This is a genomic window from Halomonas sp. NyZ770, from assembly GCF_020616575.1.
Taxonomy (GTDB): Bacteria; Pseudomonadota; Gammaproteobacteria; order Pseudomonadales; family Halomonadaceae; genus Vreelandella; species Vreelandella hamiltonii.
The window spans coordinates 2,147,248-2,170,933 of the sequence record NZ_CP085143.1; the positions used below are offsets into that span (position 1 = coordinate 2,147,248).

26 protein-coding genes are annotated in these 23,686 nt (G+C 58.6%); 4 read left to right on the forward strand and 22 right to left on the reverse strand.

Annotated features, from left to right (window positions below):
* Positions 1 to 35 precede the first annotated feature (35 nt).
* From LG409_RS09895 to leuC, 13 genes are all read right to left on the reverse strand, one after another.
* Positions 36 to 584: a CvpA family protein gene (locus LG409_RS09895; protein WP_039179928.1), complete on the reverse strand. Its 549-nt coding sequence runs from the start codon at positions 582 to 584 to the stop codon at positions 36 to 38.
* Positions 585 to 586: 2 nt separating this feature from the next.
* Positions 587 to 1,270: an SPOR domain-containing protein gene (locus tag LG409_RS09900; protein WP_144983242.1), complete on the reverse strand. Its 684-nt coding sequence runs from the start codon at positions 1,268 to 1,270 to the stop codon at positions 587 to 589.
* 17 nt (positions 1,271 to 1,287) lie between these two features.
* Complete coding sequence (folC, locus tag LG409_RS09905; protein WP_227406563.1) at positions 1,288 to 2,583, reverse strand: bifunctional tetrahydrofolate synthase/dihydrofolate synthase; 1,296 nt, start codon at positions 2,581 to 2,583, stop codon at positions 1,288 to 1,290.
* Positions 2,576 to 3,577 carry an acetyl-CoA carboxylase, carboxyltransferase subunit beta gene (gene accD / locus LG409_RS09910; protein WP_039179919.1) on the reverse strand — a complete coding sequence of 334 codons (1,002 nt, stop codon included), beginning with the start codon at positions 3,575 to 3,577 and terminating at the stop codon, positions 2,576 to 2,578. Before accD ends, folC begins: the two co-directional genes overlap by 8 nt.
* Positions 3,578 to 3,672: 95 nt before the next feature.
* The gene (gene trpA / locus LG409_RS09915) at positions 3,673 to 4,476 is read right to left on the reverse strand and encodes a tryptophan synthase subunit alpha (RefSeq protein WP_189463530.1); all 804 of its coding nucleotides are present in this window, start codon (positions 4,474 to 4,476) and stop codon (positions 3,673 to 3,675) included.
* 8 nt (positions 4,477 to 4,484) lie between these two features.
* Entirely contained in the window at positions 4,485 to 5,723 is a 1,239-nt protein-coding gene (trpB, locus tag LG409_RS09920; RefSeq protein ID WP_039179913.1) for a tryptophan synthase subunit beta, read from the reverse strand.
* 72 nt (positions 5,724 to 5,795) lie between these two features.
* Positions 5,796 to 6,428, reverse strand: a complete 633-nt coding sequence (locus LG409_RS09925; protein ID WP_227406564.1) for a phosphoribosylanthranilate isomerase — start codon at positions 6,426 to 6,428, stop codon at positions 5,796 to 5,798.
* Positions 6,425 to 7,363 carry a tRNA pseudouridine(38-40) synthase TruA gene (gene truA, locus LG409_RS09930; protein ID WP_039179907.1) on the reverse strand — a complete coding sequence of 313 codons (939 nt, stop codon included), beginning with the start codon at positions 7,361 to 7,363 and terminating at the stop codon, positions 6,425 to 6,427. The genes LG409_RS09925 and truA overlap by 4 nt, the downstream gene beginning before the upstream one ends.
* Before the next feature lie 9 nt (positions 7,364 to 7,372).
* Positions 7,373 to 9,433 carry a FimV/HubP family polar landmark protein gene (locus LG409_RS09935; RefSeq protein ID WP_227406565.1) on the reverse strand — a complete coding sequence of 687 codons (2,061 nt, stop codon included), beginning with the start codon at positions 9,431 to 9,433 and terminating at the stop codon, positions 7,373 to 7,375.
* Positions 9,434 to 9,628: 195 nt separating this feature from the next.
* On the reverse strand, positions 9,629 to 10,741 hold the full coding sequence (gene asd, locus LG409_RS09940) for an aspartate-semialdehyde dehydrogenase (protein ID WP_039179900.1): 1,113 nt from the start codon (positions 10,739 to 10,741) through the stop codon (positions 9,629 to 9,631).
* A gap of 160 nt (positions 10,742 to 10,901) precedes the next feature.
* Positions 10,902 to 11,987 carry a 3-isopropylmalate dehydrogenase gene (leuB, locus tag LG409_RS09945; protein ID WP_039179899.1) on the reverse strand — a complete coding sequence of 362 codons (1,086 nt, stop codon included), beginning with the start codon at positions 11,985 to 11,987 and terminating at the stop codon, positions 10,902 to 10,904.
* Positions 11,988 to 12,017: 30 nt separating this feature from the next.
* Positions 12,018 to 12,665 carry a 3-isopropylmalate dehydratase small subunit gene (leuD, locus tag LG409_RS09950; protein ID WP_227406566.1) on the reverse strand — a complete coding sequence of 216 codons (648 nt, stop codon included), beginning with the start codon at positions 12,663 to 12,665 and terminating at the stop codon, positions 12,018 to 12,020.
* 3 nt (positions 12,666 to 12,668) lie between these two features.
* A complete protein-coding gene (gene leuC / locus LG409_RS09955) occupies positions 12,669 to 14,120 on the reverse strand; it encodes a 3-isopropylmalate dehydratase large subunit (RefSeq protein ID WP_081138978.1) in 1,452 nt (483 codons plus the stop codon).
* 169 nt (positions 14,121 to 14,289) lie between these two features.
* On the opposite strand from leuC, the gene LG409_RS09960 reads away from it, so the two are divergent.
* Positions 14,290 to 15,177 (forward strand): LysR family transcriptional regulator, encoded by an 888-nt coding sequence (locus LG409_RS09960; RefSeq protein ID WP_227406567.1) that lies wholly within the window; start codon positions 14,290 to 14,292, stop codon positions 15,175 to 15,177.
* Between the two features lie 112 nt (positions 15,178 to 15,289).
* On the opposite strand, the gene LG409_RS09965 is transcribed toward LG409_RS09960, so the two are convergent.
* The 5 genes from LG409_RS09965 to LG409_RS09985 all read right to left on the reverse strand — a co-directional run bounded on the left by LG409_RS09965 (position 15,290) and on the right by LG409_RS09985 (position 19,558).
* Positions 15,290 to 16,771, reverse strand: coding sequence for a glucosyltransferase domain-containing protein (locus LG409_RS09965; RefSeq protein WP_227406568.1), 1,482 nt, complete (start codon positions 16,769 to 16,771; stop codon positions 15,290 to 15,292).
* Positions 16,758 to 17,687 (reverse strand): glycosyltransferase family 2 protein, encoded by a 930-nt coding sequence (locus tag LG409_RS09970; protein ID WP_227406569.1) that lies wholly within the window; start codon positions 17,685 to 17,687, stop codon positions 16,758 to 16,760. Before LG409_RS09970 ends, LG409_RS09965 begins: the two co-directional genes overlap by 14 nt.
* Positions 17,688 to 17,716: 29 nt before the next feature.
* On the reverse strand, positions 17,717 to 18,079 hold the full coding sequence (locus LG409_RS09975; RefSeq protein ID WP_227406570.1) for a GtrA family protein: 363 nt from the start codon (positions 18,077 to 18,079) through the stop codon (positions 17,717 to 17,719).
* Positions 18,080 to 18,511: 432 nt separating this feature from the next.
* A complete protein-coding gene (locus LG409_RS09980) occupies positions 18,512 to 19,114 on the reverse strand; it encodes a glutathione S-transferase family protein (protein ID WP_227406571.1) in 603 nt (200 codons plus the stop codon).
* A gap of 12 nt (positions 19,115 to 19,126) precedes the next feature.
* Complete coding sequence (locus LG409_RS09985) at positions 19,127 to 19,558, reverse strand: VOC family protein (protein WP_227406572.1); 432 nt, start codon at positions 19,556 to 19,558, stop codon at positions 19,127 to 19,129.
* A gap of 121 nt (positions 19,559 to 19,679) precedes the next feature.
* Between LG409_RS09985 and LG409_RS09990 the strand changes: the two genes are divergently transcribed.
* The gene (locus LG409_RS09990; protein WP_227406573.1) at positions 19,680 to 20,606 is read left to right on the forward strand and encodes a LysR family transcriptional regulator; all 927 of its coding nucleotides are present in this window, start codon (positions 19,680 to 19,682) and stop codon (positions 20,604 to 20,606) included.
* Between the two features lie 116 nt (positions 20,607 to 20,722).
* Here the strand turns inward: LG409_RS09990 and LG409_RS09995 are convergent, their stop codons facing one another.
* The gene (locus LG409_RS09995; protein ID WP_227406574.1) at positions 20,723 to 21,310 is read right to left on the reverse strand and encodes an NAD(P)H-binding protein; all 588 of its coding nucleotides are present in this window, start codon (positions 21,308 to 21,310) and stop codon (positions 20,723 to 20,725) included.
* 107 nt (positions 21,311 to 21,417) lie between these two features.
* Between LG409_RS09995 and LG409_RS10000 the strand changes: the two genes are divergently transcribed.
* The gene (locus LG409_RS10000; protein WP_016914058.1) at positions 21,418 to 21,639 is read left to right on the forward strand and encodes a TA system antitoxin ParD family protein; all 222 of its coding nucleotides are present in this window, start codon (positions 21,418 to 21,420) and stop codon (positions 21,637 to 21,639) included.
* A complete protein-coding gene (locus LG409_RS10005) occupies positions 21,632 to 21,919 on the forward strand; it encodes a type II toxin-antitoxin system RelE/ParE family toxin (protein ID WP_039179876.1) in 288 nt (95 codons plus the stop codon). Before LG409_RS10000 ends, LG409_RS10005 begins: the two co-directional genes overlap by 8 nt.
* 109 nt (positions 21,920 to 22,028) lie before the next feature.
* Here LG409_RS10005 and LG409_RS10010 read toward each other — a convergent pair whose 3' ends face one another.
* The 3 genes from LG409_RS10010 to LG409_RS10020 form a co-directional block, all read right to left on the reverse strand.
* Positions 22,029 to 22,439 carry a thiol-disulfide oxidoreductase DCC family protein gene (locus tag LG409_RS10010; RefSeq protein WP_039179873.1) on the reverse strand — a complete coding sequence of 137 codons (411 nt, stop codon included), beginning with the start codon at positions 22,437 to 22,439 and terminating at the stop codon, positions 22,029 to 22,031.
* A 51-nt stretch (positions 22,440 to 22,490) separates the two neighbouring features.
* Positions 22,491 to 23,012 (reverse strand): GNAT family N-acetyltransferase, encoded by a 522-nt coding sequence (locus LG409_RS10015; protein WP_084123792.1) that lies wholly within the window; start codon positions 23,010 to 23,012, stop codon positions 22,491 to 22,493.
* A gap of 78 nt (positions 23,013 to 23,090) precedes the next feature.
* Positions 23,091 to 23,612, reverse strand: coding sequence for a DMT family transporter (locus tag LG409_RS10020; RefSeq protein WP_227406575.1), 522 nt, complete (start codon positions 23,610 to 23,612; stop codon positions 23,091 to 23,093).
* Positions 23,613 to 23,686: the final 74 nt, after the last annotated feature.

Genomic DNA, 23,686 nt, shown 5'->3' on the forward strand with positions numbered 1-23,686 from the left:
CGCTGCCAGACAGCGGCACGACATCCACCGCTCGGCTACTGCTGAACGGGTACGCGCAATTCGGGGAGCGAGACATCGCGCAGCGACGCCGGTGGCGTCGGCAGCTCACGCTCCCACTGGTCCAGTTGGCTTACGGCCCAGTCCCGCAACTCGATGAAGGTGGGGCGCAGCGAGGCTTCCTGCCATGCCTGAAGGTCTGCCAACGGTGTCAAGGTGATCAGCACGGTCACCACCAGCAGGATGACCGCGCCACGGGCAAGCCCGAACGCAGCGCCCGCAAAACGGTTCAACAGCCCCATGCCCACCCACTCCACGGCGGCGTGAACGATACGTATCACGATTCCGCACAGTAGAATCACCGCAAAGATGACCAGCGCAAAGGCCAGCACCAGGCGAGCATCGAAACTCTCGATGAAGCCGGCCATCAGCTCGGCCACCGGCTCGGCCAGCACCCGCGCCACCATCAGCGCGACGACCCAGGCAGCCAGCCCCAGCGATTCACGCACGAAGCCCCGTACGAAGCCTGCCAGCATCGATAGCGCCAGCACGGCCAGAAAAACGGCATCAATCCAGGTCAGCGCCATGATCAGTCTCTTACCCGCACCAGAAGGCCTTGAACATTGGCGCGCTCTTTCACCAGCGCCAACGCCGCCTCGCCATCTTCTGAAGAGCCGTACGGGCCCACCAGCACGGTGGTGAGGTTGTTGTCACGCGGGCGCTGGAAAACGCGGAAACCTTGATTGGTAAGTTGGTCGCTGATTCGCTGGGCATTGGCGGCATCGCCAAAACTGCCTACCTGAACGGCCCATTCGCCCTGCTGCTGAGCCTGGGGAGCAGAACCATTGCTGCTGCCGCTGCTACTGCTGCCACGGTTCTGGTTAGCAGCCACCAGCTCGGCAATCGGGTCATTGGCGGGAGCGGGCGTCGGTTCGCTGCGCGGCGCTTCGGCGGGTGCCGCTGGCGGAGGCGTCTCAGCGGGCGCACTGGCAACGGCCTCGGTCTGCGGTTCCAGCGGCACGACCTCGATGGGCTCGTCCACTACCTCGGCATTCTCCAGCGGCTCGAGGGGAGACGGCGCGTTGATGGAAGCAGGCATCTCGGGCACAGGAACGTCCTGACGCACCACGTTCACCGGCTGTTCGATCACGAAGGTGGGCTGCGGACGCTCCTCCCGGGGAGCCGGGTCACTCATCAACCACGGCACGATGATCGCCAGCACGGCCAGCAGAATCACGAGACCGCTAATGCGTTCCGTTTTACCGTATTTCATATCCCTCTCCCTCCAGCTTAACGTGCCTGCGGCGATGCTTGAGGCAGTGACATCGCCAGTAGCGCTGCCACGGTAAAGAATGACCCCGTTGCCAATACCCGATCCTCTGGCGTCAGCCGTTGAGCCAGCCACTCTGCCCCGGCCTGCGGAGAATCGGCGCAATGATACACGCGCCCGCCCAGCGACGTAATACGCTCGGCAAGCTCGCTGGCCAAGCGGCCACGTTCGCCTTCCAGGCTGACGCAGACCCAGTCACGGATACGCGGCAACAATGCCTCGATCACACCGTCGGCATCCTTGTCATTGAGCATGCCAAGCAGCCCCCACTGGCGACCACCGGCAGGCGGCGCGGGAAGCCTGCGCGCCAGATAGCTGGCCGCATGCGGATTATGCCCCACGTCCAGGCACCACTGCCCGCTCCACTGCATGCGCCCCGGCAGCGTCACCGTGGCCAGCGCTTCACTGACCGGCCGCACCTTCAACGGCACGCCTGCCAGCGCCAGCGCCTGCAGCGCCGTCGCCGCATTGTCGATGGGCAAGCCTGGGTCTGGCAGCGCGTCAAGAGAAAGAGTATCCCCTTCACGGTTGAGCCCATGCCAGCACCAAGGAGTTCCTGGCGGCTCGTCACCCGCGCTATGGCTGAAACCCACGCCCAGCACGTAGCTGGGCGCAGCCACGGCAATGGCCGTGTCCAGCACGCTCGTGGGCAGCGTCAAGCTTCCCAGCACGGCGGGTTTCAGGGGGCGAAAGATACCTGCTTTTTCGCGCCCGATCTGAGCCAGATCGGTCCCCAGGAAATTGGCATGATCCAGCGCGATGGTAGTCACGATGGCCACATCGGCATCGATGATGTTGACGGCATCCAGCCGCCCGCCCAGCCCTACCTCCAATACCGCCAGATCCAGCTCGGCATTGGCCAGACACCAGAGCGCACACAGAGTGCCCGCCTCGAAGTAGGTCAGACTGATGGCGGGCGCTTCCAGGCGAGCATCCTCCACCTGAATGAAGCCTTCGACCAGGGTTTGGTCACTGGCTTCGCGCCCTTCCAGTGTGACCCGCTCGTTATAGCGCAGCAGATGAGGAGACGTGTAGGTACCGGTGCGCAGGCCATGCGCCCGCGCCACCGCATCGATCATGGCAAGGGTCGAGCCCTTGCCATTGGTGCCTGCCACGGTAATCACCTGGCGGGCCAGGGGGCGGTCCAGCAGCCCCATGCGCCGGGCCACCTGCGACACCCGCTCCAGGCCCATGTCGATGCCTACCGGATGCAGCGTCTCAAGATGATTCAGCCATTCGGCTAACGTGCTAGGCATTGCGCGACGCGTCATCGCTCGCAGGCTTGGCAGGCTCTGCCTGAGCGCTGCTTTCTGCGGCATCGGCCAGAGCTGCTTCATCCACCACTGGCTCCGCGATCTCGGCATCGACTTCCGGCTCACCGCTGACGTGCAGTGGGTTCTGATGGGTCAGCTTGCGCAGCACACCACCGACACGCGCACGCATGTCATGACGATGTACGATCATGTCGACCGTGCCGTGTTCGAGCAGAAACTCGCTGCGCTGGAAACCTTCCGGCAGCGTTTCGCGCACGGTCTGTTCGATGACACGAGGGCCTGCAAAACCGATCAGTGCGTTGGGTTCGGCAATGTTCAGGTCACCCAGCATGGCCAGCGACGCGGAAACGCCACCAAACACCGGGTCGGTCAGCACGGAAATATAGGGGACGCCCGCCTGCTTGAGCTTCTCCAGTGCTGCCGAGGTCTTGGCCATCTGCATCAGCGAGAACAGCGCTTCCTGCATCCGCGCGCCACCCGAGGCAGCAAAGCAGATCAGCGGAATACCCTCGTCCAGCGCAATGGTGGCCGCGCGCACGAACTTTTCGCCGACCACGGCACCCATGGAGCCGCCCATGAAGGTGAACTCGAAGGCCACGGCCACGACCGGCAGGCCATCCAGCTCGCCACGCATGGCAACCAGCGCGTCTTTTTCACCGGTCTCTTTCTGGGCAGCCGTCAGGCGGTCCTTGTACTTCTTGGAGTCGCGGAACTTGAGGCGGTCATTGGGCTCGATCTCGGCCCCCACCTCTTCGCGCCCCTGCTTGTCCAGGAACCAGTCAAGGCGCTTGCGGGCGGTCAGACGCAAGTGATGGTCACACTTGGGACAGACGCTGTGGTGCTTTTCCAGCTCCGGCAGGTACAGCACCGCCTCGCATTTGGGACATTTACGCCAGAGGCCATCGGGCACGCTGGCACGACGGTCCTTCCGCTGGATACGCCCCATGGAGGGCACGATCTTGTCTAACCAGCTCATATCAAAAAGGCTTCCGTATACGTCAACGCTTGGCAAAGCCAAGCTTGATGAGTGTCGTCAATTCAAGATTCAGTGTAGACGATGAGAGGATGCACTCAGGCATCCATGGCGGTCCGCATTTCAGCCAACACGCTCTTCAACTGTCCGGCGATGGTTTCAGGGGCCTCCACGCTGTCCGCAATGCGGTTGACCAGCGCGCTGCCGACGATCACGCCATCGGCGACTTTCGCCACCTCGGCGGCCGTCACCCCATCGCGAATGCCGAACCCAACGCACAGCGGCAAATCGGTCATGTCACGCAGCGGCGCCAGGTGTTCAGCGACATCGGCTGCGTTCAATGTGGCCGCCCCGGTCACGCCTTTGAGCGACACATAGTAAAGATACCCCTCACCGTGGGCGCATATTGTAGCGGCACGGGCATGAGAAGTGGTAGGCGCAACCAGGAAAATCGCTGCCAAGCCGCGCGCTTTGAGCAGCGGGCCGAACTCGTCCGCCTCTTCCGGCGGCATGTCCACCACCAGCACGCCGTCCACACCGACGCTGGCGGCTTTATCGGCAAAGGCCGTGTAACCGATGCGTTCGATAGGATTCAGGTAGCCCATCAGCACGATGGGTGTCTGGGTATCGGTCTGGCGAAACTCGGCCACCATGTCCAGCAGGTCCACCAGCCGGGTGCCCTGCTTCAGAGCCCGCTCGCAGGCCTTCTGGATGACCGGGCCATCCGCCATCGGGTCGGAGAACGGCACGCCAAGCTCGATCACATCGGCCCCGGCATCCACCAGGGCGTGCATGAAGCCTACCGTGTACTGGGGCGCAGGGTCCCCGGCGGTGATGTAAGGGATCAGAGCCTTGCGGCCCTGCTGCTTCAATTCGGAAAAACGCTGGTCGATTCGATTCATGCTAGCCCTTAAAACTCGATGCCGTCGATGTTAGCCACGGTCATGATGTCCTTGTCACCACGCCCTGAAAGGTTCACCACGATATGCTGATCAGGCCGCATGGTGGGCGCCAGCACTTTGGCATGGGCCAAGGCATGGGCAGACTCCAGCGCAGGCATGATGCCCTCCATGCGGGTCAGCTCGCGGAACGCTTCCAGCACCTGCTGGTCGTTGGCGGCCACATACTGCACGCGACCGGCGTCTTTCCACAGCGCGTGCTCGGGGCCAACGCCAGGATAATCGAGGCCTGCGGAGATGGAGTGAGTATCCATCACCTGACCCGCTTCATCGGACATCAGGTAGGTGCGGTTGCCGTGCAGTACGCCACGCGGTGCATTGGAAGACAGCGGCGCGGCGTGGCGGCCGGTTTCCACCCCGTCGCCCCCTGCCTCGACACCGTACATGGCCACGGCGTCATCTTCGACGAACGGGTAGAACAGGCCAATGGCATTGGAGCCACCGCCCACGCATGCTACCAGCGCATCCGGCAAGCGGCCGATCTGCTCCAGCGACTGGCGGCGCGCCTCACGCCCCACCACGGCGTTGAAATCGCGCACCAGCAGCGGGTACGGATGCGGCCCGGCCACGGTACCGATGATGTAGAAGGTGTTGTCCACGTTGGTGACCCAGTCACGCAACGCCTCGTTCATGGCGTCCTTGAGCGTGCGGGTGCCGGACTCCACCGGAATGACCCGCGCGCCCAGCAGCCGCATGCGGTACACGTTCAGCTTCTGGCGCTGGACATCGGCGGCGCCCATGTAGACATCGCACTCCAGCCCCAGCCGCGCAGCAACCGTGGCCGTGGCCACACCGTGCTGACCCGCGCCGGTTTCAGCGATGACCCGAGGCTTGCCGGTCTTCTTGGCCAGCAGCGCCTGACCGATGGTGTTGTTCACCTTGTGGGCACCGGTATGGTTGAGGTCTTCGCGCTTCAACCAGATTTGTGCGCCACCCAGTGAGTTGGACCAGCGCTCGGCGTGATACAGCGGCGAGGGGCGACCCACATAGTGCGCCAGGTCGCGGTCGAACTCCGCCTGAAAGGCCGGGTCGTCGCGCAGGCTGAAGTAGGTCTGCTCCAGCTCTTCAAGAGCGTAACTCAGGGTTTCCGACACGAACCGGCCGCCATAGGGGCCAAAGTGACCACGGGCATCCGGCATTCGGGTCAGGTCGCTGAACTTGGTTTCAGTTGCTGAGACTGTCACAGGCATACCTCACAGGATCGCCAGAAAGGCAAAGATGAATGAATACGTAAAGGCGGAAGAAGGGTTTCACGCCCCTCGTCAGCGCTGATCGGCCCGCCCGACCTGAGCCACGAAGTCGGCCATTCGCCGAGCATCCTTTTGGCCTGGGGCGGCTTCGATTCCCCCTGATACATCAACCGCATAGGGAGCCACCTGCGCCACCGCGGCGGCAATGTTCTCGACCGTCAGCCCACCCGCCAGAATAACAGGTTTTTGCAGGGCTGCGGGGATTCTAGACCAGTCGAAGGTTTCTCCGGTTCCACCAGGCACGCCCGGTCGGTAGGCGTCCAGCAGCAGTGCCTGGGCGGCCGCGTACTGCTGCGCTGCCTGATGCAGGTCAAGGTCGTCACGCATGCGCAGCGCCTTGATCCAGGGGCGATCGAACTGGGCGCAGAAGTCGGCGGGCTCGTCACCGTGGAACTGGATCAAATCCAGGTGCGGCAAACACGCCTCCACCAGCGCCACGTCAGGGTTGACGAACAGCCCCACCCGCGTCACGAAAGCCGGTACCGGTGCTGCCAGCGCCGCCAACGCATCAGGGTCGATACCCCGCGCGCTCCTGGGCCACATGACGAACCCCAGCGCATCGACCCCCAGCGCCACGGCCTGGGCCACGTCCTCGTGGCGAGTAAAGCCACAAAACTTGATACGCGTGCGACCAGGTGCGGTCATGAGGCGCTCTCCTGCTGTTCAGGGCTGGCTTGCTGGGTAAAGGTGAGCTGGCGCCGGGCGGCCACTCTGGGCGTCTCCGGCAGCGCCCGCTCGCCGGTCCACTCGCCGGTGAAGGCCAGCAGATTGGGCCCCAGCGGCTCCTTGGGAATCTCGAAACGTTCGTCGTAGAGGGAGTCGACGAAATGCAGGCCGCAGGCAGGCGCCGTGACATCGCCCTTCTGGCGATTCTTCATCGCCAGCAGGCGGGCGATATGCCCTTCGTCCTGCGCCCCCCGGCCAACGCTGGCCAGCGCTCCGGCAATGTTACGGATCATGTGATGCAGGAAGGCATTGCCTTGGATATCGATCACCACCAGCGGGCCGTAACGCTTCACTTCGACGAAGTGCATCTGGCGCCAGGGGGATTTCGACTGGCAGCCCGCCGCGCGGAAGCTGCTGAAATCGTGCTCGCCCACCAGCACCTGGGCCGCACGATGCATGGCATCGGCATCCAGCGGGTCGCGACACCAGGTGACGTTGTGGCGCTCCATGACCGGGCGGCTGATCTGATTCAGAAAGATGTAGCGGTAACGGCGTGCCAGCGCGCCAAGGCGCGAATGAAAATCGTCGGATACCGGCTTCACCCAACGCACCGCCACGTCTCGGGGCAGATTGGTATTGGAGCCGAAGATCCACGCTTTTTCAGTGCGCTGTACCGGCGGGTCGAAGTGAATCACTTGGCGCGTGGCGTGCACACCGGAATCGGTACGGCCGCTGGCGTAGATATGCACGGGCGCCCCCGCCACCTTGCCCAGCGCATCTTCGATGGCCTGTTGCACGGAGGCGGCATGCTTCAGGCGCTGAAAGCCACAAAAACGTGTGCCGTCATATTCGACGCCCATGGCCAGTCGGCCAGCCAGCGGTTGTGTTTCATCAAAGTGGTAGAACAGCGTCATCAAGCCACGTCATTTGGAGGATTTGGAAGAGTCGCTATTATCCCGACGTCGCGGCTCGAATGCCACCTCTTCGATTTCCCACTCCTCTTCGGGGGTATAGCGGGTGCGCAGCGGTGGCGCGTCCGTTTTTCCTGACAAGGAAGTCTCGGCCTCGTCTGGCTCGTTGGCCTGCAGCGAGGGCGGATGATAATCGATATAGTGCGCCCGATGATCGTCCGGCACCGGTTGCGCAGGCGCCTGGGGCGTCGACGGCTCCGCAGCATCCTCCTCCCGTTCCGGCAAAGCGTCGGGCGCGGTCTGATTCACTCCGGCGGGCGTCGGCTCGACGAGCGTTGGCTCTTCCAGCGCCAGCGGCGGCCGCGGCGCTGGCTCTTCGACGGGCTCGGGGGTGTCCAGGAAAGCCGCTTCCAGGGCGGCTTCATCTTCATCGACAGCGGATTCGACCTCTTCCTCGCTTGAACTCCACTCCGGGGAGCTGGCTTGCGAAGATGGCTCCTCCAAGGGGCTATGCTCACCAGGCTCTTGAGCAACAGGCTCTTGGACAGCAAGCTCGTCGGTCACCGGCTCGTCAGCAGCAGACACCTGCTCATAGCGCTCGGCTACCTGCGGCGGCGCTTTCGGGATATCGAAAGGCGGTGGTTCGGCAAGGGGCGGCTCCGCCAGAGGCGCGCCAGCGGTGCCGGTGCTTTCCATGACTGGCTCGGCGCGCCGTGGGGACGTTTCCACGGCAGCAGCGGGCGCTGGCACGTCCTCCCACTGGCGCTCGCGGCGTTTGCGTGACCACACCAGTGCCCCCAGCAACAGCGCCAGGGCGGCACTGGCCAGCGGCCATTGATAGGCCTCCAGCCGTGCGATCCCCCCCGGCCCAGACGCTCGCGCACCAGCCGCCTGACCCGCGCTGGCCGCCATGGCTTCTGCGGCGGCCAGGGCACGCTGGGTTTCCTGTTGAGACGCCTGTAGCGCCTCCGTCAACGAGGCCACCTCCTGACGCAGCGCGGCCATTTCCGCCCGCATCAGATCACGCTCTTCGAGGACGGTTTGCAGCATGGCCTGGCTTTCGCGCAGCTGTTCTGCCAGGTCGTTGAGGGTCAGCCCTGCCAGCTCGCTCTCTGTCTCGCCCTCTGTATCGCCCTCGGCATTACCCTCGGCCAATGGGCCTTCTGGCGCGCCCTGCGGCAACTGCTCGCTCGCGGCCAGCGCCTCGTCGGCCAGCACCGGCTCCTCGCCTGACGATGGCGCCGCCGCCGTGGCCTCGGGTTCGCTCGCCGCAGGGGTTGACGCAGGCGCGGGCGCCGCCGCCGTTTGCCGCATGGCCTGCACCGCCTGGGATGCCTGGCTGGGGCTACGTGCCATGATTTGCTCGCGACCTGGCACTACCAGGGTTTGCCCGGCGAGAAGTTCATCCGGGTTACCGGAAGGAAACGCCGACGGGTTGGCTTCGACCAGGGCCAGCATCATCTGCTGGACGCTGACCTCGGCGGGCTTGACCCGCGCCGCCACGCCCCACAGTGAATCACCGCTGGCCACATAGGCCGTTCCGCCAGGCGCCTGGGCCGCACTGGCCACGGATGCGGACGATGGCGATGGCGAAGAAGAGACTGCCTGTGGCGGGGCTTGTGCAGCCGTCGCGGACAGGCTGACATTGCTGGCCGGTGCCGCCACCGGCGCACTGGCGGCGCTCTCCGGCAGGTCGAACAGTAGCGTGAACGCCTCGGCGCTACGCCCATCGGGGCCGCTGATGGTCAACAGCAGATCCAGCCAGGGTTCCAGCACCGCCTGCTCGGTGCGCAGCACCACCCGAGCACCGCCGGGCAGGCGCTCAATCTCGGCGCGCACGCTGGCCGCCAGCGGGGTCCACTCCAGCCCCTGGGCGGTAAAGGCCGCTTCGTCAGCGACCTCCACCCGTAACTCGCCCAGCGCAGCCTCGGAGACATCCACGATGGGTGCGGAGGCATTCAGCGGTGCCTGCAGCGGTGAGTTGACCGTCACCTGCCCCAGCCCCACGGCCAGCGCCAACGGGCTTACCGCACCTAGCGGCAGCCATGACAACCATGCCAGCTTGTTTTTCATTACGGCCCCTACTGCCTGCGATTCCCTGCGTTACATTGTGCCGAGACGTTCACCCATCACAATGACTTAATTCGTTTTTATCATAACGTATTTAACATGCCGCTTGGGCCAATGCACCCTCGACACGCCTGACAGGCAAAAAAATGGGAAGCTGCGAACAGCTTCCCACTGGTTTACCTGACGACCGGCGCTGGATTACTGCTCGCGCAGGATCTTCAGCATGCGCTTGAGCGGCTCGGCGGCCCCCCACAGCAGCTGGTCGCCCACGCTGAAGGCCGAGAGGTATTCACCGCCCATGTTCAGCTTGCGCAGCCGACCTACCGGCACTTGCAGCGTGCCCGTGGCTGCTGCCGGGGTCAGGCCTGCCACGGTGGCTTCCTTGTCGTTGGGAATCAGGCGAACCCACTCGTTGTGCTTGGCAATGCGCTCTTCGATCTCGTCCAGCGGTACATCCTGCTTCAGCTTGATGGTGAACGCCTGACTGTGGGAACGCATGGCACCGATGCGCACGCAAAGCCCATCGATGGGAATCGGGTTGTTCTGCAGACCCAGAATCTTGTTGGTCTCGACGCTGCCCTTCCACTCTTCGCGGCTCTGGCCGCTCTCCAGCTTGGTGTCGATCCACGGCAGCAGGCTGCCCGCCAGCGGCGCAGTGAAGTTTTCCGTGGGGAAGTCGCCGCCACGCATGGCCGCAGTGACCTTGCGGTCGATATCCAGAATGGCGCTGGCCGGGTCGGCCAATTCGCTGGCCACGCTATCACGCAGGTGGCCCATCTGGTTGAGCAGCTCGCGCATGTGCTTGGCACCGGAGCCGGACGCCGCCTGATAGGTCATGGAGGTCATCCACTCGACCATATCGGCCTCGAACAGGCCGCCCAGACCCATCAGCATCAGGCTGACGGTGCAGTTGCCGCCCACGAAGGTTTTGGCACCTTTCGCCAGTTGCGCATCGATGACCTTGCGGTTCACCGGGTCGAGGATGATGGTGGCTTCGTCTTCCATCCGCAGGGTGCTGGCGGCATCGATCCAGTAGCCTTGCCAACCACCGCTGCGCAGGTCGCCGTAGACCTTCTTGGTGTAGTCACCGCCCTGGCAGGTGATGATCACGTCCAGCGCTTTCAGGTCATCCAGTGCAAACGCATCTTTCAGCGGAGGCACGTCCACGCCGATGTCGGGGCCGGGCTGGCCAACTTGAGAAGTGGTGAAAAAGATCGGCTCGATACCGTTGAAATCACCATCTTCCTGCATGCGCTGCATCAGCACAGAGCCCACCATGCCACGCCATCCCACGAAACCGACTTTCAACATGTGAAGTCCTCCAACCAAGAATGAGATAAGTATTATACACAAATATCCGACACGACGTCGGCCACCCCTTGGGGCAGCCGACGTTGGTTGCTTTGCGACGAGTCGAAGCGAATCAACCCATTAGCAGGCTTCCTTTTTGCCCATGCTCTTTTTGCAAGCCTTAGGCTGAGCGTTGTGCAAAGGCCGCCAGCACCGCATCGCCCATCTCCACCGTGGAGACCCGACGGGTGCCTTCGGAAGCGATATCCGCCGTGCGCAGGCCGTCGTCCAGCACGCTGCCCACTGCCGCTTCAATGCGCTCGGCCATGGCGGGCTCATTGAGCGAGTAGCGCAGCATCATGGCCACCGAGAGCATCATGGCCAGCGGGTTGGCGACGTTCTGGCCTGCGATGTCCGGCGCGCTGCCGTGGCAAGGCTCGTACATGCCCTGCCCGCTCTCGTTGAGCGATGCAGAAGGCAGCATGCCGATGGAGCCGGTCAGCATGGCGGCGGCATCGGAGAGAATGTCGCCAAACATGTTGCCGGTGACCACCACATCGAACTGCTTCGGTGCACGCACCAGCTGCATGGCGGCGTTGTCCACGTACATGTGTGACAGCTCTACATCCGGGTATTCCGGTGCCAGCCGCTCCATGACCTCACGCCACAGAATCGTCACTTCCAGCACGTTGGCCTTGTCCACCGAGCAGAGCTTCTTGCCGCGCTTCTGGGCCATCTCGAAGGCGACACGGCCAATGCGCTCGATTTCGCTTTCAGAGTAGATATAGGTATTGAAGCCGACCCGCTCGCCGTCGCGCACTTCGATACCCCGGGGCTGGCCGAAGTAGATGCCGCCGGTGAGTTCACGCACGATCATGATATCCAGCCCGGCCACCAGCTCGGGCTTCAAGCTGGAAGCGCTGGCCAGCTGCGGGTAGAGCATGGCCGGACGCAGGTTGCCAAACAGGCCCAGGTTCTTGCGCAGGCCCAGCAAGCCTTTCTCAGGACGCTTGGAGAGGTCTTCGATCTTGTCCCATTTGGGGCCGCCCACGGCACCCAGCAGAATCGCGCTGGCAGCCTTGGCTTTTTCCAACGTTTCGGCGGGCAGCGGCTCGCCGTGTACGTCGTAGGCCGAGCCGCCCACCAGGCCCTCTTCCACGTCGATGTCCAGACCAGCGTCCTGGCAGGCTTTCAACAAACGCGCCGCCTGGGCGGCAATTTCCGGGCCGATACCATCACCGGGCAGCAGTAACACCTTATGAGTCATGCTCAATCCTTAGCACAAAAAATGGAAGACTTACGCGGGCTGACGGAACAGCCACGGGCGCTGCTGACGATGCTGCGCTTCGAAGCTGCGAATGGCCTCTTCGTCTTGCAGGGTAATGCCGATATCGTCCAGGCCGTTCAGCAGGCAGTGCTTGCGGAATTCATCGACCTCGAATTCCAGAATCTCGCCGCTGGGCGTGATCACGCGCTGGTGCTCCAGGTCGACGTCCAGCTGGTAGCCTTCGTTGGCATCCACCTCGGTAAACAGACGATCTACCTGCTCTTCGGCCAGTGTCACCAGCAGGATGCCGTTCTTGAACGCGTTGTTGTAGAAGATATCGGCAAAGCTAGGGGCAATCACTACCTTGAAGCCAAAATCTTCCAGCGCCCAGGGCGCGTGCTCGCGGGAGCTGCCGCAGCCAAAGTTACGCCGTGCCAGCAGTACCTCGGCGCCTTTGAAGCGCGGCTGGTTCAGCACGAAATCCGGATTCAGCGGGCGCTGGGAGCAGTCCTGACCGGGTTGGCCTTCGTCCAGGTAGCGCAGCTCATCGAACAGGTTCACGCCAAAGCCGGTCCGCTTGATGGACTTCAGGAACTGCTTCGGAATGATCAGATCGGTATCGACATTGGCACGGTCCAGAGGCGCGACGATGCCTTCAAAACGTTCGAACTTTTTCATGGCTCAGGCCTCCTGGGCGTGGGTGGCATCGTTGGCGGGCAAGGTACGGACATCGACGAAGTGGCCAGCAATGGCGGCCGCAGCGGCCATGGCCGGGCTCACCAGGTGCGTACGCCCGCCATACCCCTGACGACCTTCGAAGTTACGGTTGGAGGTCGAGGCGCAGTGCTCGCCAGCGCCCAGCTTGTCGGCATTCATGGCCAAGCACATGGAGCATCCCGGCTCGCGCCACTCGAAGCCCGCTTCGATGAAGATCTTGTCGAGGCCTTCGGCTTCCGCCTGGCGCTTCACCAGGCCAGAACCCGGCACCACCATGGCCAGCTTGATGGTATCGGCTACCTTGTTGCCCTTGGCCACCTTGGCGGCTTCACGCAGGTCTTCGATACGCGAGTTGGTGCAGGAGCCGATGAACACCTTGTCCAGCTTGATATCGGTAATTTTCTGGTTGGCCTGCAGGCCCATGTACTCCAGCGCGCGGGAGTGGCTGCGCTGGACGGTTTCGTCATCGGCGGCCTGGGGGTCGGGCACCTGACCGGAAATACCGGTGACCATTTCGGGGCTGGTGCCCCAGCTTACCTGAGGCTCGATCTCTTCGGCCTTCAGGGTGACCACTTTATCGAAGTGGGCATCGGCATCGGAGACCAGCTGGCGCCAGTCGGCCACGGCGGCTTCCCACTGCTCGGCGGTGGGCGCAAAGGGGCGCTCGGCGAGGTAATCGATGGTGGTGTCATCGACCGCAATCAGCCCCACCCGGGCACCCGCTTCGATGGCCATGTTGCACACGGTCATGCGGCCTTCCATGGAGAGCGATTCGATGGCGCTTCCAGCAAACTCGATGGCATAGCCGGTGCCGCCGGCGGTACCAATCTTGCCGATGATGGCCAGCACCACGTCCTTGGCGGTCACGCCCAGGCCCAGCTCGCCTTCCACGCGCACCTGCATGTTCTTCATCTTCTGCGCCAGCAAACACTGGGTAGCCAGCACGTGTTCCACTTCCGAGGTGCCGATACCGTGGGCCAGCGCGGCAAAGGCGCCGTGGGTGGCGGTATGCGAGTCGCCGCACACCACGGTCATGCCGGGCAGTGTGGCACCCTGCTCGGGGCCCACCACGTGCACGATGCCTTGGCGGGGGTCGTTGATCTTGAACTCTTCGATACCGAAGGCCTGGCAGTTGTCGTCCAGGGTCTGCACCTGAATCAACGAGACCGGGTCCTTGATGCCGCTGTTGCCCTCGGCACGCTCTTTCACCGTGGTGGGCACGTTGTGATCGGGGGTGGCCAGGTTGGCATCCAGACGCCAGGGCTTGCGGTTGGCCAGACGCAGGCCTTCAAACGCCTGTGGCGAGGTCACTTCGTGGAGCAGTTGGCGGTCGATGTAGATCAGCGCCGTGCCGTCATCGCGCTGCTTGACCAAGTGCTGGTTCCAGAGTTTGTCGTAAAGGGTTTGACCTGACATGTGGCTCTCCTGGGCAGTGCCCTGCTAGTCGTGTTGGCGGCTTCTACGGGCCGCTCTTGTCGCGGGCGTCATGGACGATGACCCGAGTGTTACCCGACTCGCACATAAAAGCAATTCATGTTATTCATACTTTAGATTCCAAACAGGAATAGATGACCAGGGAGCCGCCGTGGATACCCAAAGCCTGCAAGCCTTTCTTGCCGTAGTGCAAACCCAAAGCTTTTCCCGGGCCGCCGAGCAGCTTCACCTCACGCAGCCAGCGGTGAGTAAGCGCATTGCCACGCTGGAAGAGCTGCTGGGCACGCGGCTTTTCGACCGTATCGGGCGAAAAATCACCCTCACCGAGGCGGGCAACCTGCTGCTGCCCCGCGCCCAGCGTATCCTGTTCACCGTGGACGACAGCCGCCGCGCACTGGCCAACCTTTCCGGCCAGGTGGGCGGCAAGCTCACCCTGGCCACCAGCCACCACATCGGCCTGCACCGGCTGCCGCCGCTGCTCAAGCTCTACACCCAGCGCCATCCGGAAGTGGCCCTCGACCTGCACTTCCTGGACTCCGAGCTTGCCTATCAGGGCGTGGTGGATGGCACCCTGGAAATGGCCATCGTCACCCTGGCGCCCCACCCGGTGGAGCAGCTGCAGGTGGTCGAACTCTGGCGCGACCGGCTCTGCTTCGTCTGCGCCAAAGACCACCCGCTGGCCCAGCGCAGCCGCACCCAGGCCACGCTGAGCCTGGCCGAACTGTGCGAGGTGAACTGCGTTATGCCTGGAGCCAAGACCTTCACTCACACCCTGATCGGCCAGCGCTTCCAGGCCGCCGGCCTGACCCTGCCGGTCAGCATGTCCACCAACTACCTGGAAACCCTGAAGATGATGTGCAGCGTCGGGCTAGGCTGGAGCCTGCTGCCGGAAAGCATGCTCGACAGCGAACTGGTCGAGCTACCGGTGGATACCGACCCCATCCACCGCCCACTGGGTTATCTGGTGCACCACAACCGCACGCTCTCCAACGCTGCCCGCAGGATGATCGAAGCGCTGGAGAATGCCCAAGACCCATGAGCAGACTGGTCAATCACGTAATATTCTAATGCCTCCTTTTAATATTTTTATGCACGCGCCAGCTACGCTTCTTTCATTTCACCACCAAAAAAATGACACACATTAAAAACGATTAACTTTCATCACATAGCAAGTCCTCTTCCCCAACATAGACAATCGAACGTCCTTCATAGTTGTAAATAGAATAAAACTTTCTTTCAATTTGGGGGCTTTCCACGTTCAAACAAATATCATCAACCAAATCTTGCCCAATAAGCTCCCAACTTATCTTAACATTTTCATTACCTTGACCAAAAAGTGCTGGACCTGAAATCCATGAAGCCATTGGACTTAGAATAAAATCTATAAACGGCTGCTTTTCAACAATCACTTTTGCCATAGGAGCAGTAGGCATTACGCCTGCAACATAAACATCCCCAAAATCAGTATCAGAAAAGCTTAGATCATATGAGACATTGGACAAAATCCTATCCTCAAAAATTCTTTGCGCTTTAGTAGCATTTGCAAATTGAAAAGACAGCACAATCGCTATATAAACAGGTAGAAGAGCCACTACTGTCGACATATGGAATGGCATTTTTTTAAGTATAGGAATTGCAAAAAACATAAAAACCGATGCAAACCCAACCAGCACCCTTACATCAGTAACACCTTCTTCCAAAACAAAAGAGGGGCCAGTCGCCGAGAAAAACAATAGTACAGGCATGCTTAACAAAACCAAAGAAGCCAGCACTTTCTTTCTCACTGACAAATGACTTTTAACAAAATCCCAATACAGTAAAAACATGCAAAAAATAGATAGCAGAAAAAACAACCCATAGAAATACAATGAATACCCCACAAAAAGCGAGGCTGAAATTTCGTATACATATACAAATACGTCCATCAATGAACCCAAAAGTTCTGTTGAATTCACAGTACCACTTCTTGCCACCCCGCCATTTATTAAAACCTGAAAAAAATAATAAAGAACATAGCCTAAAACAAAAACAGCCACATCCCATACATACATTACGAATCTATCTCGATAAAATTTTTTAATCAAGAAACAAAAATTCGCCGCTACAAGCCCAAGAAAAATATTAACAACCGGTTGATAAAGACACAAAGCCAATACCAATAACAATGCCGAAACCATAGTATTGGCAGACTTCCCATTGGATCTATAAAAAGCCAAAATGGAGAGAGCCACGCCTAGTACCATTTGAGGCGCGTCAAAACGATAGGCTAAATTTTGCAAAAAGAAAGGGCTGACAAATAGAAAAGACAAAGACAAAATCGCATAATCTTTTTTTATTGCATAATGCTTCGAAATAATAAATAGCACATAGCATATAAATACAATTGAAAGAATGTAGCCCAAGGGATAAGAATCCACATGGAATTTGCTAAGTGACAGCACATGTGCAATTTGGTCAGCTCCTTGCCTACCAGCCCAGCCCCAGAAATTTTCTCCCGTAACGACTCTCCAGTAATCATCTCTATAAAAAACACCAGAGAATATAATTGGCATAGCAAACAACAGACAAGGTACAAATATCAGCAGATTTCGCTTGTCAAAGCGTTCAAAATGCATTTCTTCATTTCCCTTCATCAGACGAACTCTCCACCACGTAAACCGGCCTGCCCTTTACCTCAACATACAACCTGCCTATATATTCTCCAAGCACACCAATTGATATCAACTGGACAGAACCAAAGAATAGCACAGCTGACATTAAAGAAGCGTAGCCCGGCCAATCAACACCCATAATCAAGGTGCGCAATATTATATACAGCATATACAGCAAACTAATTAATGCGATTACACCTCCAACGTAAGACCACACTCTTAAAGGCCAAGTAGAGAATCCAGTCAACCCATCTAAAGCAAAATTCCATAGCTTCCAATAATTCCACTTGGTTTTGCCAGCAAAGCGAGCTGGCCGATCATACTCAACACCTACAGAAGAGTACCCAGGCCAAGCAAAAACACCTTTCATGAAGCGATTCCGTTCAGGCATTTTTTTAATGACTTCAACTACGCGCCGACTCATCAGTCGGTAATCGCCTGCGTTCGAGGGAATTGCTGTATTTGACAACCTATTGAAAATCTTATAAAAAAGCCCTGCTGAAGCACGCTTCCTGCGCCCATCATCAATTCTAGAAGCTCGCATCCCATATACCGTGTCATAACCTTGTTTCCACAAGTGGACAAATTGGTGTATCAGAGCAGGTGGGTCTTGTAGATCAACGTCAATTGGCACTACTGCATCACCAAGCGCATAGTCAAGTCCAGCTGTCATCGCAGCTTCTTTACCGAAATTACGCGATAACTTTATATATCTGACACGCGAGTCTTTAGACATGGACTTTTTAATGACATTCATGGTTTTATCTACGGACCCATCATCGATAAAAATGATCTCCAGGTCACAATCAAGCCCATCCAGGTCACTATCAATGACATCCAAAAACTTTTCTATTGACTCTTCTTCATTATAAACAGGGACTAGCAAAGAAACCAGCATACCGCCTCCCACAGCGTAGAATTCTATACTTATTTAAACACAAAAAATCTCGACAGAAAATAAGTAAAAACCGCAGCACTCAATGTAGAAAAACATAAAGCAACAAAACCAAAAACCCCTACAGCCGAAAGAACAAATAATATGAAATTATTAATAAAGAAACCAGACAGAGCAACCATCAAAAAAAGATAGAAACTCCCATATTTCCGAAAAGTAAAAAACCTGTGCCCAAAATATGAAAAAAGAAAAGCCACTAGAAAAGCTATCACATTCACTAAATAGACATTAATATCCGAAAATGCCGCAAATAAAATGAATGCTACAACCAAATGGATAGCTGTTGCCGCCCCTCCGACCAGCAAAAACCTAAGAACGCTAAATATATTTTTCATGAAGCAAAATCTATACCATTCAGATGACAAAAACCAAAGCCTTGAATGATATACTAAAAAAAACAAAATATCAAATTAAAATGCATATTGCAGTGAAAGAAAAAGTAGTTGCGTAAACACATATATAAAACTAAAAATAAATATTTAAAAAAATAAAAAACCCTCGTATCTAAAGAACAAAATTTGAAACTGACAATCATCACTAATTGAATTGATAGTACATGTTTTGCGTTAAGTCTGCCTTGGGCGACGGCACCACAGGGAAGCTGCCGTTGAGACAAGTATTGTGCTCAATAGCGCGAGATAATCATATTTCTCTTACAAATCATGTGACCAATGTGCTTAGTTGCGACAATGTTAGAATACGACCTAAGTTGCTGTTCTCTTAATCAGCCATGGGAAAGCGCTCACTTCCCCATGGCGCCAGCCCCGTTATGCGTCAGGCACTCCCGGCATACCGATATATCCCGGCAGGTGTCGTACGCGCATCAACCACGCTTGAATGGCAGGATACTCCGCCAATGAAATTCCTCCCTCTTCACTCAACGCAACGTAGGGATACATCGCACACTCTGCAATGGTAGGACGGCCTATGGCCAGCCAGGCATGCTGGGTGAGGTGTTGCTCCAGCAGTGCAAGCACCTGGTGGCTGATCTCCAACGCGCGGGGCCTGTCCAGCGCGGCATCGAACTTGTCGATCAGCCGAGCCGCATTGGGGCCTGCATGAATCTCATTGGCGGCGGTGGAGAGCCACTGCATGACGTCACCCTGCTGGGCTGCACCATCGGGCCACCACTGGTGCCCCGCATACTTGCGCGCCAGATAAACCAGAATGGCTTGAGAATCTCGCAACCTGACCTCGCCGTCCTCCAGAAACGGCACCTGCCCCCAAGGAGCGGTGTCGATATACGGCGGCTGCTTGTGTTCGCCATGGGCAAGGTCAACCGACACCAAATTCAGCTCGATACCTGCCAAGGCTGCCAGCAAGCGCACTTTGTAACAATTACCTGATACGTCAAGATCGTAGAGTGTCATCGTGTCACCTGGTCAATGGGGTGTGGTTAGGGTTGGCGAGGGCAACAGCTGGTTGAACTCCAGCACGTTGCGGTCCGGGTCGCGGATGAATAGCGTGATGCGGCGTGGGCCAAGCGGGTGTATGTCTTCCGTGATGGGAATACCTACAGCGATCAGCCACTCGCGCAACGCGTAAAGGTCATCCACCACGAAGGCCGGGTGGGTGACGCCTGGCAGCTTGATCGGCTCGTCCAGTAGCACGTTGCGTTGATGAGGCAAGCGGGTCGCGTTGTAGATCAGATTGATTCTCACACCATCGGTGGTTTCCATCTCATTGGCTTCGTACTTTTCAAAGCGCCGCACTTCCTTGAAACCCAGCCGCTCATAAAAGGCGACGGCTTCCTCTCGGTCGCTGACTCGGATACCGACATGATCGAATTGGCGTATTGCCTGGGGCTGCTGCATGGCACACTCCTGGTGGATGAGGCCCCCAGTAGACGTTATTCTGTATGCTCGATAAATGGTGTCAGGCTGTCAGGATCATTCAGCTTTTTGCACAAATCATCCCCTTCGAAGGTGCCCGCTGATGGATAAGCTCAAGGCCATGGCGACCTTTATCGCCATCGCGGAACACGGCAGCCTCTCCGCCGCCGCCGAGGCACTGGGTAAATCTCCCCCCGCTGTGGTGCGTACCCTGGCCAATATTGAAAAGCAGCTTGGCGTTCGCCTGCTCAACCGAAGCACGCGGCACATAGCGCTCACACTGGAAGGCCAGGAATATCTGGAGCATGCCCGCCAAATCACTTCACAAATTCAGGCCTTCGAAGCACAGCTGGAACATCGTCGCGGTGTTCCTTCAGGCAAGCTCGCGGTGACGGCTCCGGTGATGTTTGGCCGCCTGCACCTAGCCCCGCTCATCAACCAGTGGCTGAAGCAGAACCCCACCATGCGCGTAGAACTCGCCTTGATGGACCGAGTGGTGGATGTCATTGAAGAAGGCTTCGACTTGGCGCTACGCATCGGCCACCTCGCCGACAGCTCCTTGGTGGCGCGCCCTGTTGGTGAAACCCCTTACGTGCTCTGCGCCAGCCCCGCTTTCCTCGCTCAGCATGGCGAACCCGAACACCCGTCGCAGCTGGCAGACTGGCCCACTATCTGCTTTGCGCCCGCGGGCGATGTCTGGGTGTTGCAAGTAGAAGGAGAGCGCTGGGAGCAACGCGTCAACCCGGTGGTGAGTGCCAACCAGATAGATGCCAGCCTGGCGGCTGCCCGCGACGGATTAGGCATTTGTCGTGTTCTCAGCTACCAGGCGCAGGAAGACCTGGAGAGCGGCACCCTGGTACGCGTGCTTTCACATTACAGCGCACCCGCCCTGCCCGTGCAGTTCGTGTTTCCCCACAGCCGCTTACTGTCGCCCCGTGTTCGGCATTTTCTGGATAGCGTCGCTGCTCCTTTGCAAGCACGGCTTCAGGCATCACACAGCATCCACATCGACCCTGGCACTAGCCACTAGCCACTAGCCCCTTGCCCCACAGCCGCACTACAGCGGTGCATATCAGCATTCGACAACACCCGCGACGTGGCTCCCGGAGCCTCCCCCAGAGCCGCCACCGTCATGGCAGTAGCCACCTAGCGGACATCAATGGGCCTCACGGAGGCGGGCATCCAGCCTGCTGCGGGCGCCAGCACCGCGCTCGCCCACGTCTCTGCCAAGCGCCCATCCTGCGGCCGCCCCAATAACAGCGAAGGCCGAGCAAAGAACACACAGGGCAACCCCAGCGCCTGAATATCCCGCTCCACTTTGCCTTTCACGCGGTTATAAAATATCGACGAGCGAGCATTGGCACCGTGCGTCGTCACCACGGCCAACCGGCTCACCCCCGCCGCTTTGCAGGCACGGGCAAACGCCAGCACCAACCCATGATCCACGCGACGAAACGCCGCTTTACTCCCTGCCTGCTTTTTCGTGGTGCCCAGCGCTACAAACGCCATGGCACCAGCGGGCACCCGTTCGGCAACCTCAGCTTCCAGTTGTTCGAAATCCAACAGCACAGGCTGAAGCCTGGAAGCGTTCGCGTGGGGAAATTCACGGGCAATATCCAGCTCGCGGCGGGTCAAGACAATGACGCTCTCCACCTCATCGCGCTGGGAAAGCTGCGTCACGAGGTGCTGGCCAATGGCGCCAGTGGCACCAAGAACGATGGCGGTGGTGGGCATGATTGACCTCTTGAAAATGTGAACGTCTGGTCAAGCCAGTACGCAGCAGTTTGCTACTGGTGTAGCGTCACGCTACAGTTTTTTAAGTCCAACGACAGGAGTGACTGATGTCTACTGCAAGCATACGCTTAGATAAAGAACTGGTGGATAAAGCGGCCATCATGGCAAGGGCTTTACACCGTACAACACCCAAGCAAATAGAACACTGGGCAAAAATCGGCGAGATGATGGAAGACAACCCCGATTTGCCCTACGACTTTGTCCGCCAAGCCATCATCGCACAGGCAGAACGTGATGCTGGAAAGCTGGAGGCCTACGATTTTGATTAGCGCTACCAGCGTATTACAAACGCCTTCCTTCAAGAAAGCGGTCAAAAAACTCAAGCCAAATCAAAAAAAAGACCTGGACTCCGTCATCAGGCAGTTAATGGCCGACCCCTATATGGGAGAACAGAAGAAAGGCGACCTGGCTTTCCTGCGAGTACACAAGTTCAAAATGAACAAGCAACTGCCCCTCCTGGGTTATAGCTTCCATGAGGGTGTTCTTGTGCTTGAGCTGATGGCACTGGGCTCACACGAAAACTTCTACCGCGATATCAAACGACAGTAGCGCGTGGTAACGAGCGATTAGCGAGGCACCCGCGAGGCCGCGCCACCGAGAGAAAAGGTAAGCAACCCACGCCTCACCATCACCTGACTGAATACACCCGCCTCACGAATCAGGTATCAACCCCCACAAACCGCGACTTCACCTCTGCTGACGGCACCATACAGGCATTTTTCTTACCAAAGAGCCGATAGCGATGCCGCGCGAATAGTTTATAAGCCGCGTCCCTGATCGGCCTGGGCACCCTCTTGAATACATAGCACAGCCGCCAAGGCCCTTTCAGGTCTTTGGCGATCTCAAGGGCAGCATCCGAGAGCACATAACACTCACCCTTCTTGATCAGCACCAGGGTGTCCGTGCCCACATCAGGAACGTCGAAGCGCTCCGTCAGCTCCTGGGCCAACTCACTCTGCATCGGGGTGAAGGCAAAGACGCCCTCTGGATCTCGCTGGATGATGAAATTCACCGCGCCGTTGCAGAAGTTGCACACACCATCGAATATCACGATATGCCGATTATCCATAGGCTCCTGAAAAAAGAAGGCGTTCGTTCGACATGGGTAGGTTGCCTGACACTACGGGCAACGGCGCACCATTACAATCCGCTGCATCGGGTCGGGAAGCGCTGCGCGCTGTTCTCGCAAGATAGCGCAGAGCTCTGCACCGCACTCTTCTTCCGGGTGCTTCACAAAACCATGTTTCTCGTAGAAGGGCTTATTCCAGGGCAAATGCGCATAGGTGGTAAGCCAGAGGGGCCGATGACCGCTCCATGAAATAGCGTGATGAACCAGCATGCTACCTATCCCTTGATGCATATGGCCCGTGCGTACGGAAAGTTGATCCAGATAAGGCTCTCCATCAACGCCACCGAGGATCATGAAGCCGACAGGCCTATTGCCAGTGTCAGCGGCCACCAAGGCAAGCCCGCGTTCAATGGCAAGAGCCCACCGCTGCTGTTCCGATACAACAAAAGGATGCCCCTGCTCGATATCGATGTCGAGCCCAGCACGAACGAACAGCTGGCCCGCATCATCGTCGATGGCTACCAGCGCCCCCAACTCATGATCGTGAGCTGTACGCAGCGTTACTCCGTTCATGATGCCGCTCCTTGACTGTTCGAGCGCTATTGGGTGGACCTATTGGATGGATAAGGTTAACCAAAATGCCTAGCCGCTTCATGAGGAAACGTTGCCCGTCACCACCTGTCCAGCACTTTGTCGAGGTGGTGTATGGGTCGGTGAGAACCACAGCACCGTCACCATGCCCGCCAATACCAGCGCCACTCCCAACACACGCCCCATGCTGAGCTCTCTGACAGGCAAGTTCATCCAGCCGTGGTAATCCAGCAGCTGCGATGCGATCAACTGCCCTGCAATCACACACACCATGAAGCTGGTGGCTCCCACTCGCGGCACCAGTATCAGCGCCGACGTCACATAGATAGCGCCTGCCACGCCGCCCAGCCATGCCCAAGCGGGAAGGTGCCTGGTAGCCCCCAGAACAGGAGGCGCTGCCTGCATCGCCAGCGCAATGGGGATAACGACCAGAATACTCACCATCAGAGAGACCAGTGTCGCCCAAAGAGGATGGCCCAGCGCTCGGCCCAATTCGGCGTTGCTACCTGCTTGAAACGGCACCAAAGCGCCCGCGATAACCGCCACTGCCGCCAGTGCCACTACGCTGAAAAATGAGTTCATGCCAAGACTCCTGATACATCTGTAAGGTGCCTTTTATCTTGTATAATTCATTTCAAGAATTGAAATTCCTTTTT

Excerpts from the sequence above, each read along its gene's own strand:
- trpA (WP_189463530.1), bottom strand. The coding sequence starts at position 4,476 with ATGAATCGAATCGACCAGCGTTTTTCCGAATTGAAGCAGCAGGGCCGC.
- leuC (WP_081138978.1), bottom strand. The coding sequence starts at position 14,120 with ATGTCAGGTCAAACCCTTTACGACAAACTCTGGAACCAGCACTTGGTC.
- asd (WP_039179900.1), bottom strand. The coding sequence starts at position 10,741 with ATGTTGAAAGTCGGTTTCGTGGGATGGCGTGGCATGGTGGGCTCTGTG.
- trpB (WP_039179913.1), bottom strand. The coding sequence starts at position 5,723 with ATGCCTGTGACAGTCTCAGCAACTGAAACCAAGTTCAGCGACCTGACC.
- leuD (WP_227406566.1), bottom strand. The coding sequence starts at position 12,665 with ATGAAAAAGTTCGAACGTTTTGAAGGCATCGTCGCGCCTCTGGACCGT.
- folC (WP_227406563.1), bottom strand. The coding sequence starts at position 2,583 with ATGCCTAGCACGTTAGCCGAATGGCTGAATCATCTTGAGACGCTGCAT.
- LG409_RS09965 (WP_227406568.1), bottom strand. The coding sequence starts at position 16,771 with ATGAAGGGAAATGAAGAAATGCATTTTGAACGCTTTGACAAGCGAAAT.
- leuB (WP_039179899.1), bottom strand. The coding sequence starts at position 11,987 with ATGACTCATAAGGTGTTACTGCTGCCCGGTGATGGTATCGGCCCGGAA.
- LG409_RS10020 (WP_227406575.1), bottom strand. The coding sequence starts at position 23,612 with ATGAACTCATTTTTCAGCGTAGTGGCACTGGCGGCAGTGGCGGTTATC.
- LG409_RS09900 (WP_144983242.1), bottom strand. The coding sequence starts at position 1,270 with ATGAAATACGGTAAAACGGAACGCATTAGCGGTCTCGTGATTCTGCTG.
- LG409_RS09935 (WP_227406565.1), bottom strand. The coding sequence starts at position 9,433 with ATGAAAAACAAGCTGGCATGGTTGTCATGGCTGCCGCTAGGTGCGGTA.
- LG409_RS09995 (WP_227406574.1), bottom strand. The coding sequence starts at position 21,310 with ATGCCCACCACCGCCATCGTTCTTGGTGCCACTGGCGCCATTGGCCAG.
- LG409_RS09925 (WP_227406564.1), bottom strand. The coding sequence starts at position 6,428 with ATGACCGCACCTGGTCGCACGCGTATCAAGTTTTGTGGCTTTACTCGC.
- truA (WP_039179907.1), bottom strand. The coding sequence starts at position 7,363 with ATGACGCTGTTCTACCACTTTGATGAAACACAACCGCTGGCTGGCCGA.
- LG409_RS10000 (WP_016914058.1), top strand. The coding sequence starts at position 21,418 with ATGTCTACTGCAAGCATACGCTTAGATAAAGAACTGGTGGATAAAGCG.
- LG409_RS09990 (WP_227406573.1), top strand. The coding sequence starts at position 19,680 with ATGGATAAGCTCAAGGCCATGGCGACCTTTATCGCCATCGCGGAACAC.
- LG409_RS09985 (WP_227406572.1), bottom strand. The coding sequence starts at position 19,558 with ATGCAGCAGCCCCAGGCAATACGCCAATTCGATCATGTCGGTATCCGA.
- LG409_RS09970 (WP_227406569.1), bottom strand. The coding sequence starts at position 17,687 with ATGCTGGTTTCTTTGCTAGTCCCTGTTTATAATGAAGAAGAGTCAATA.
- LG409_RS10015 (WP_084123792.1), bottom strand. The coding sequence starts at position 23,012 with ATGAACGGAGTAACGCTGCGTACAGCTCACGATCATGAGTTGGGGGCG.
- LG409_RS10010 (WP_039179873.1), bottom strand. The coding sequence starts at position 22,439 with ATGGATAATCGGCATATCGTGATATTCGATGGTGTGTGCAACTTCTGC.
- LG409_RS09895 (WP_039179928.1), bottom strand. The coding sequence starts at position 584 with ATGGCGCTGACCTGGATTGATGCCGTTTTTCTGGCCGTGCTGGCGCTA.
- LG409_RS09980 (WP_227406571.1), bottom strand. The coding sequence starts at position 19,114 with ATGACACTCTACGATCTTGACGTATCAGGTAATTGTTACAAAGTGCGC.
- accD (WP_039179919.1), bottom strand. The coding sequence starts at position 3,577 with ATGAGCTGGTTAGACAAGATCGTGCCCTCCATGGGGCGTATCCAGCGG.
- LG409_RS09975 (WP_227406570.1), bottom strand. The coding sequence starts at position 18,079 with ATGAAAAATATATTTAGCGTTCTTAGGTTTTTGCTGGTCGGAGGGGCG.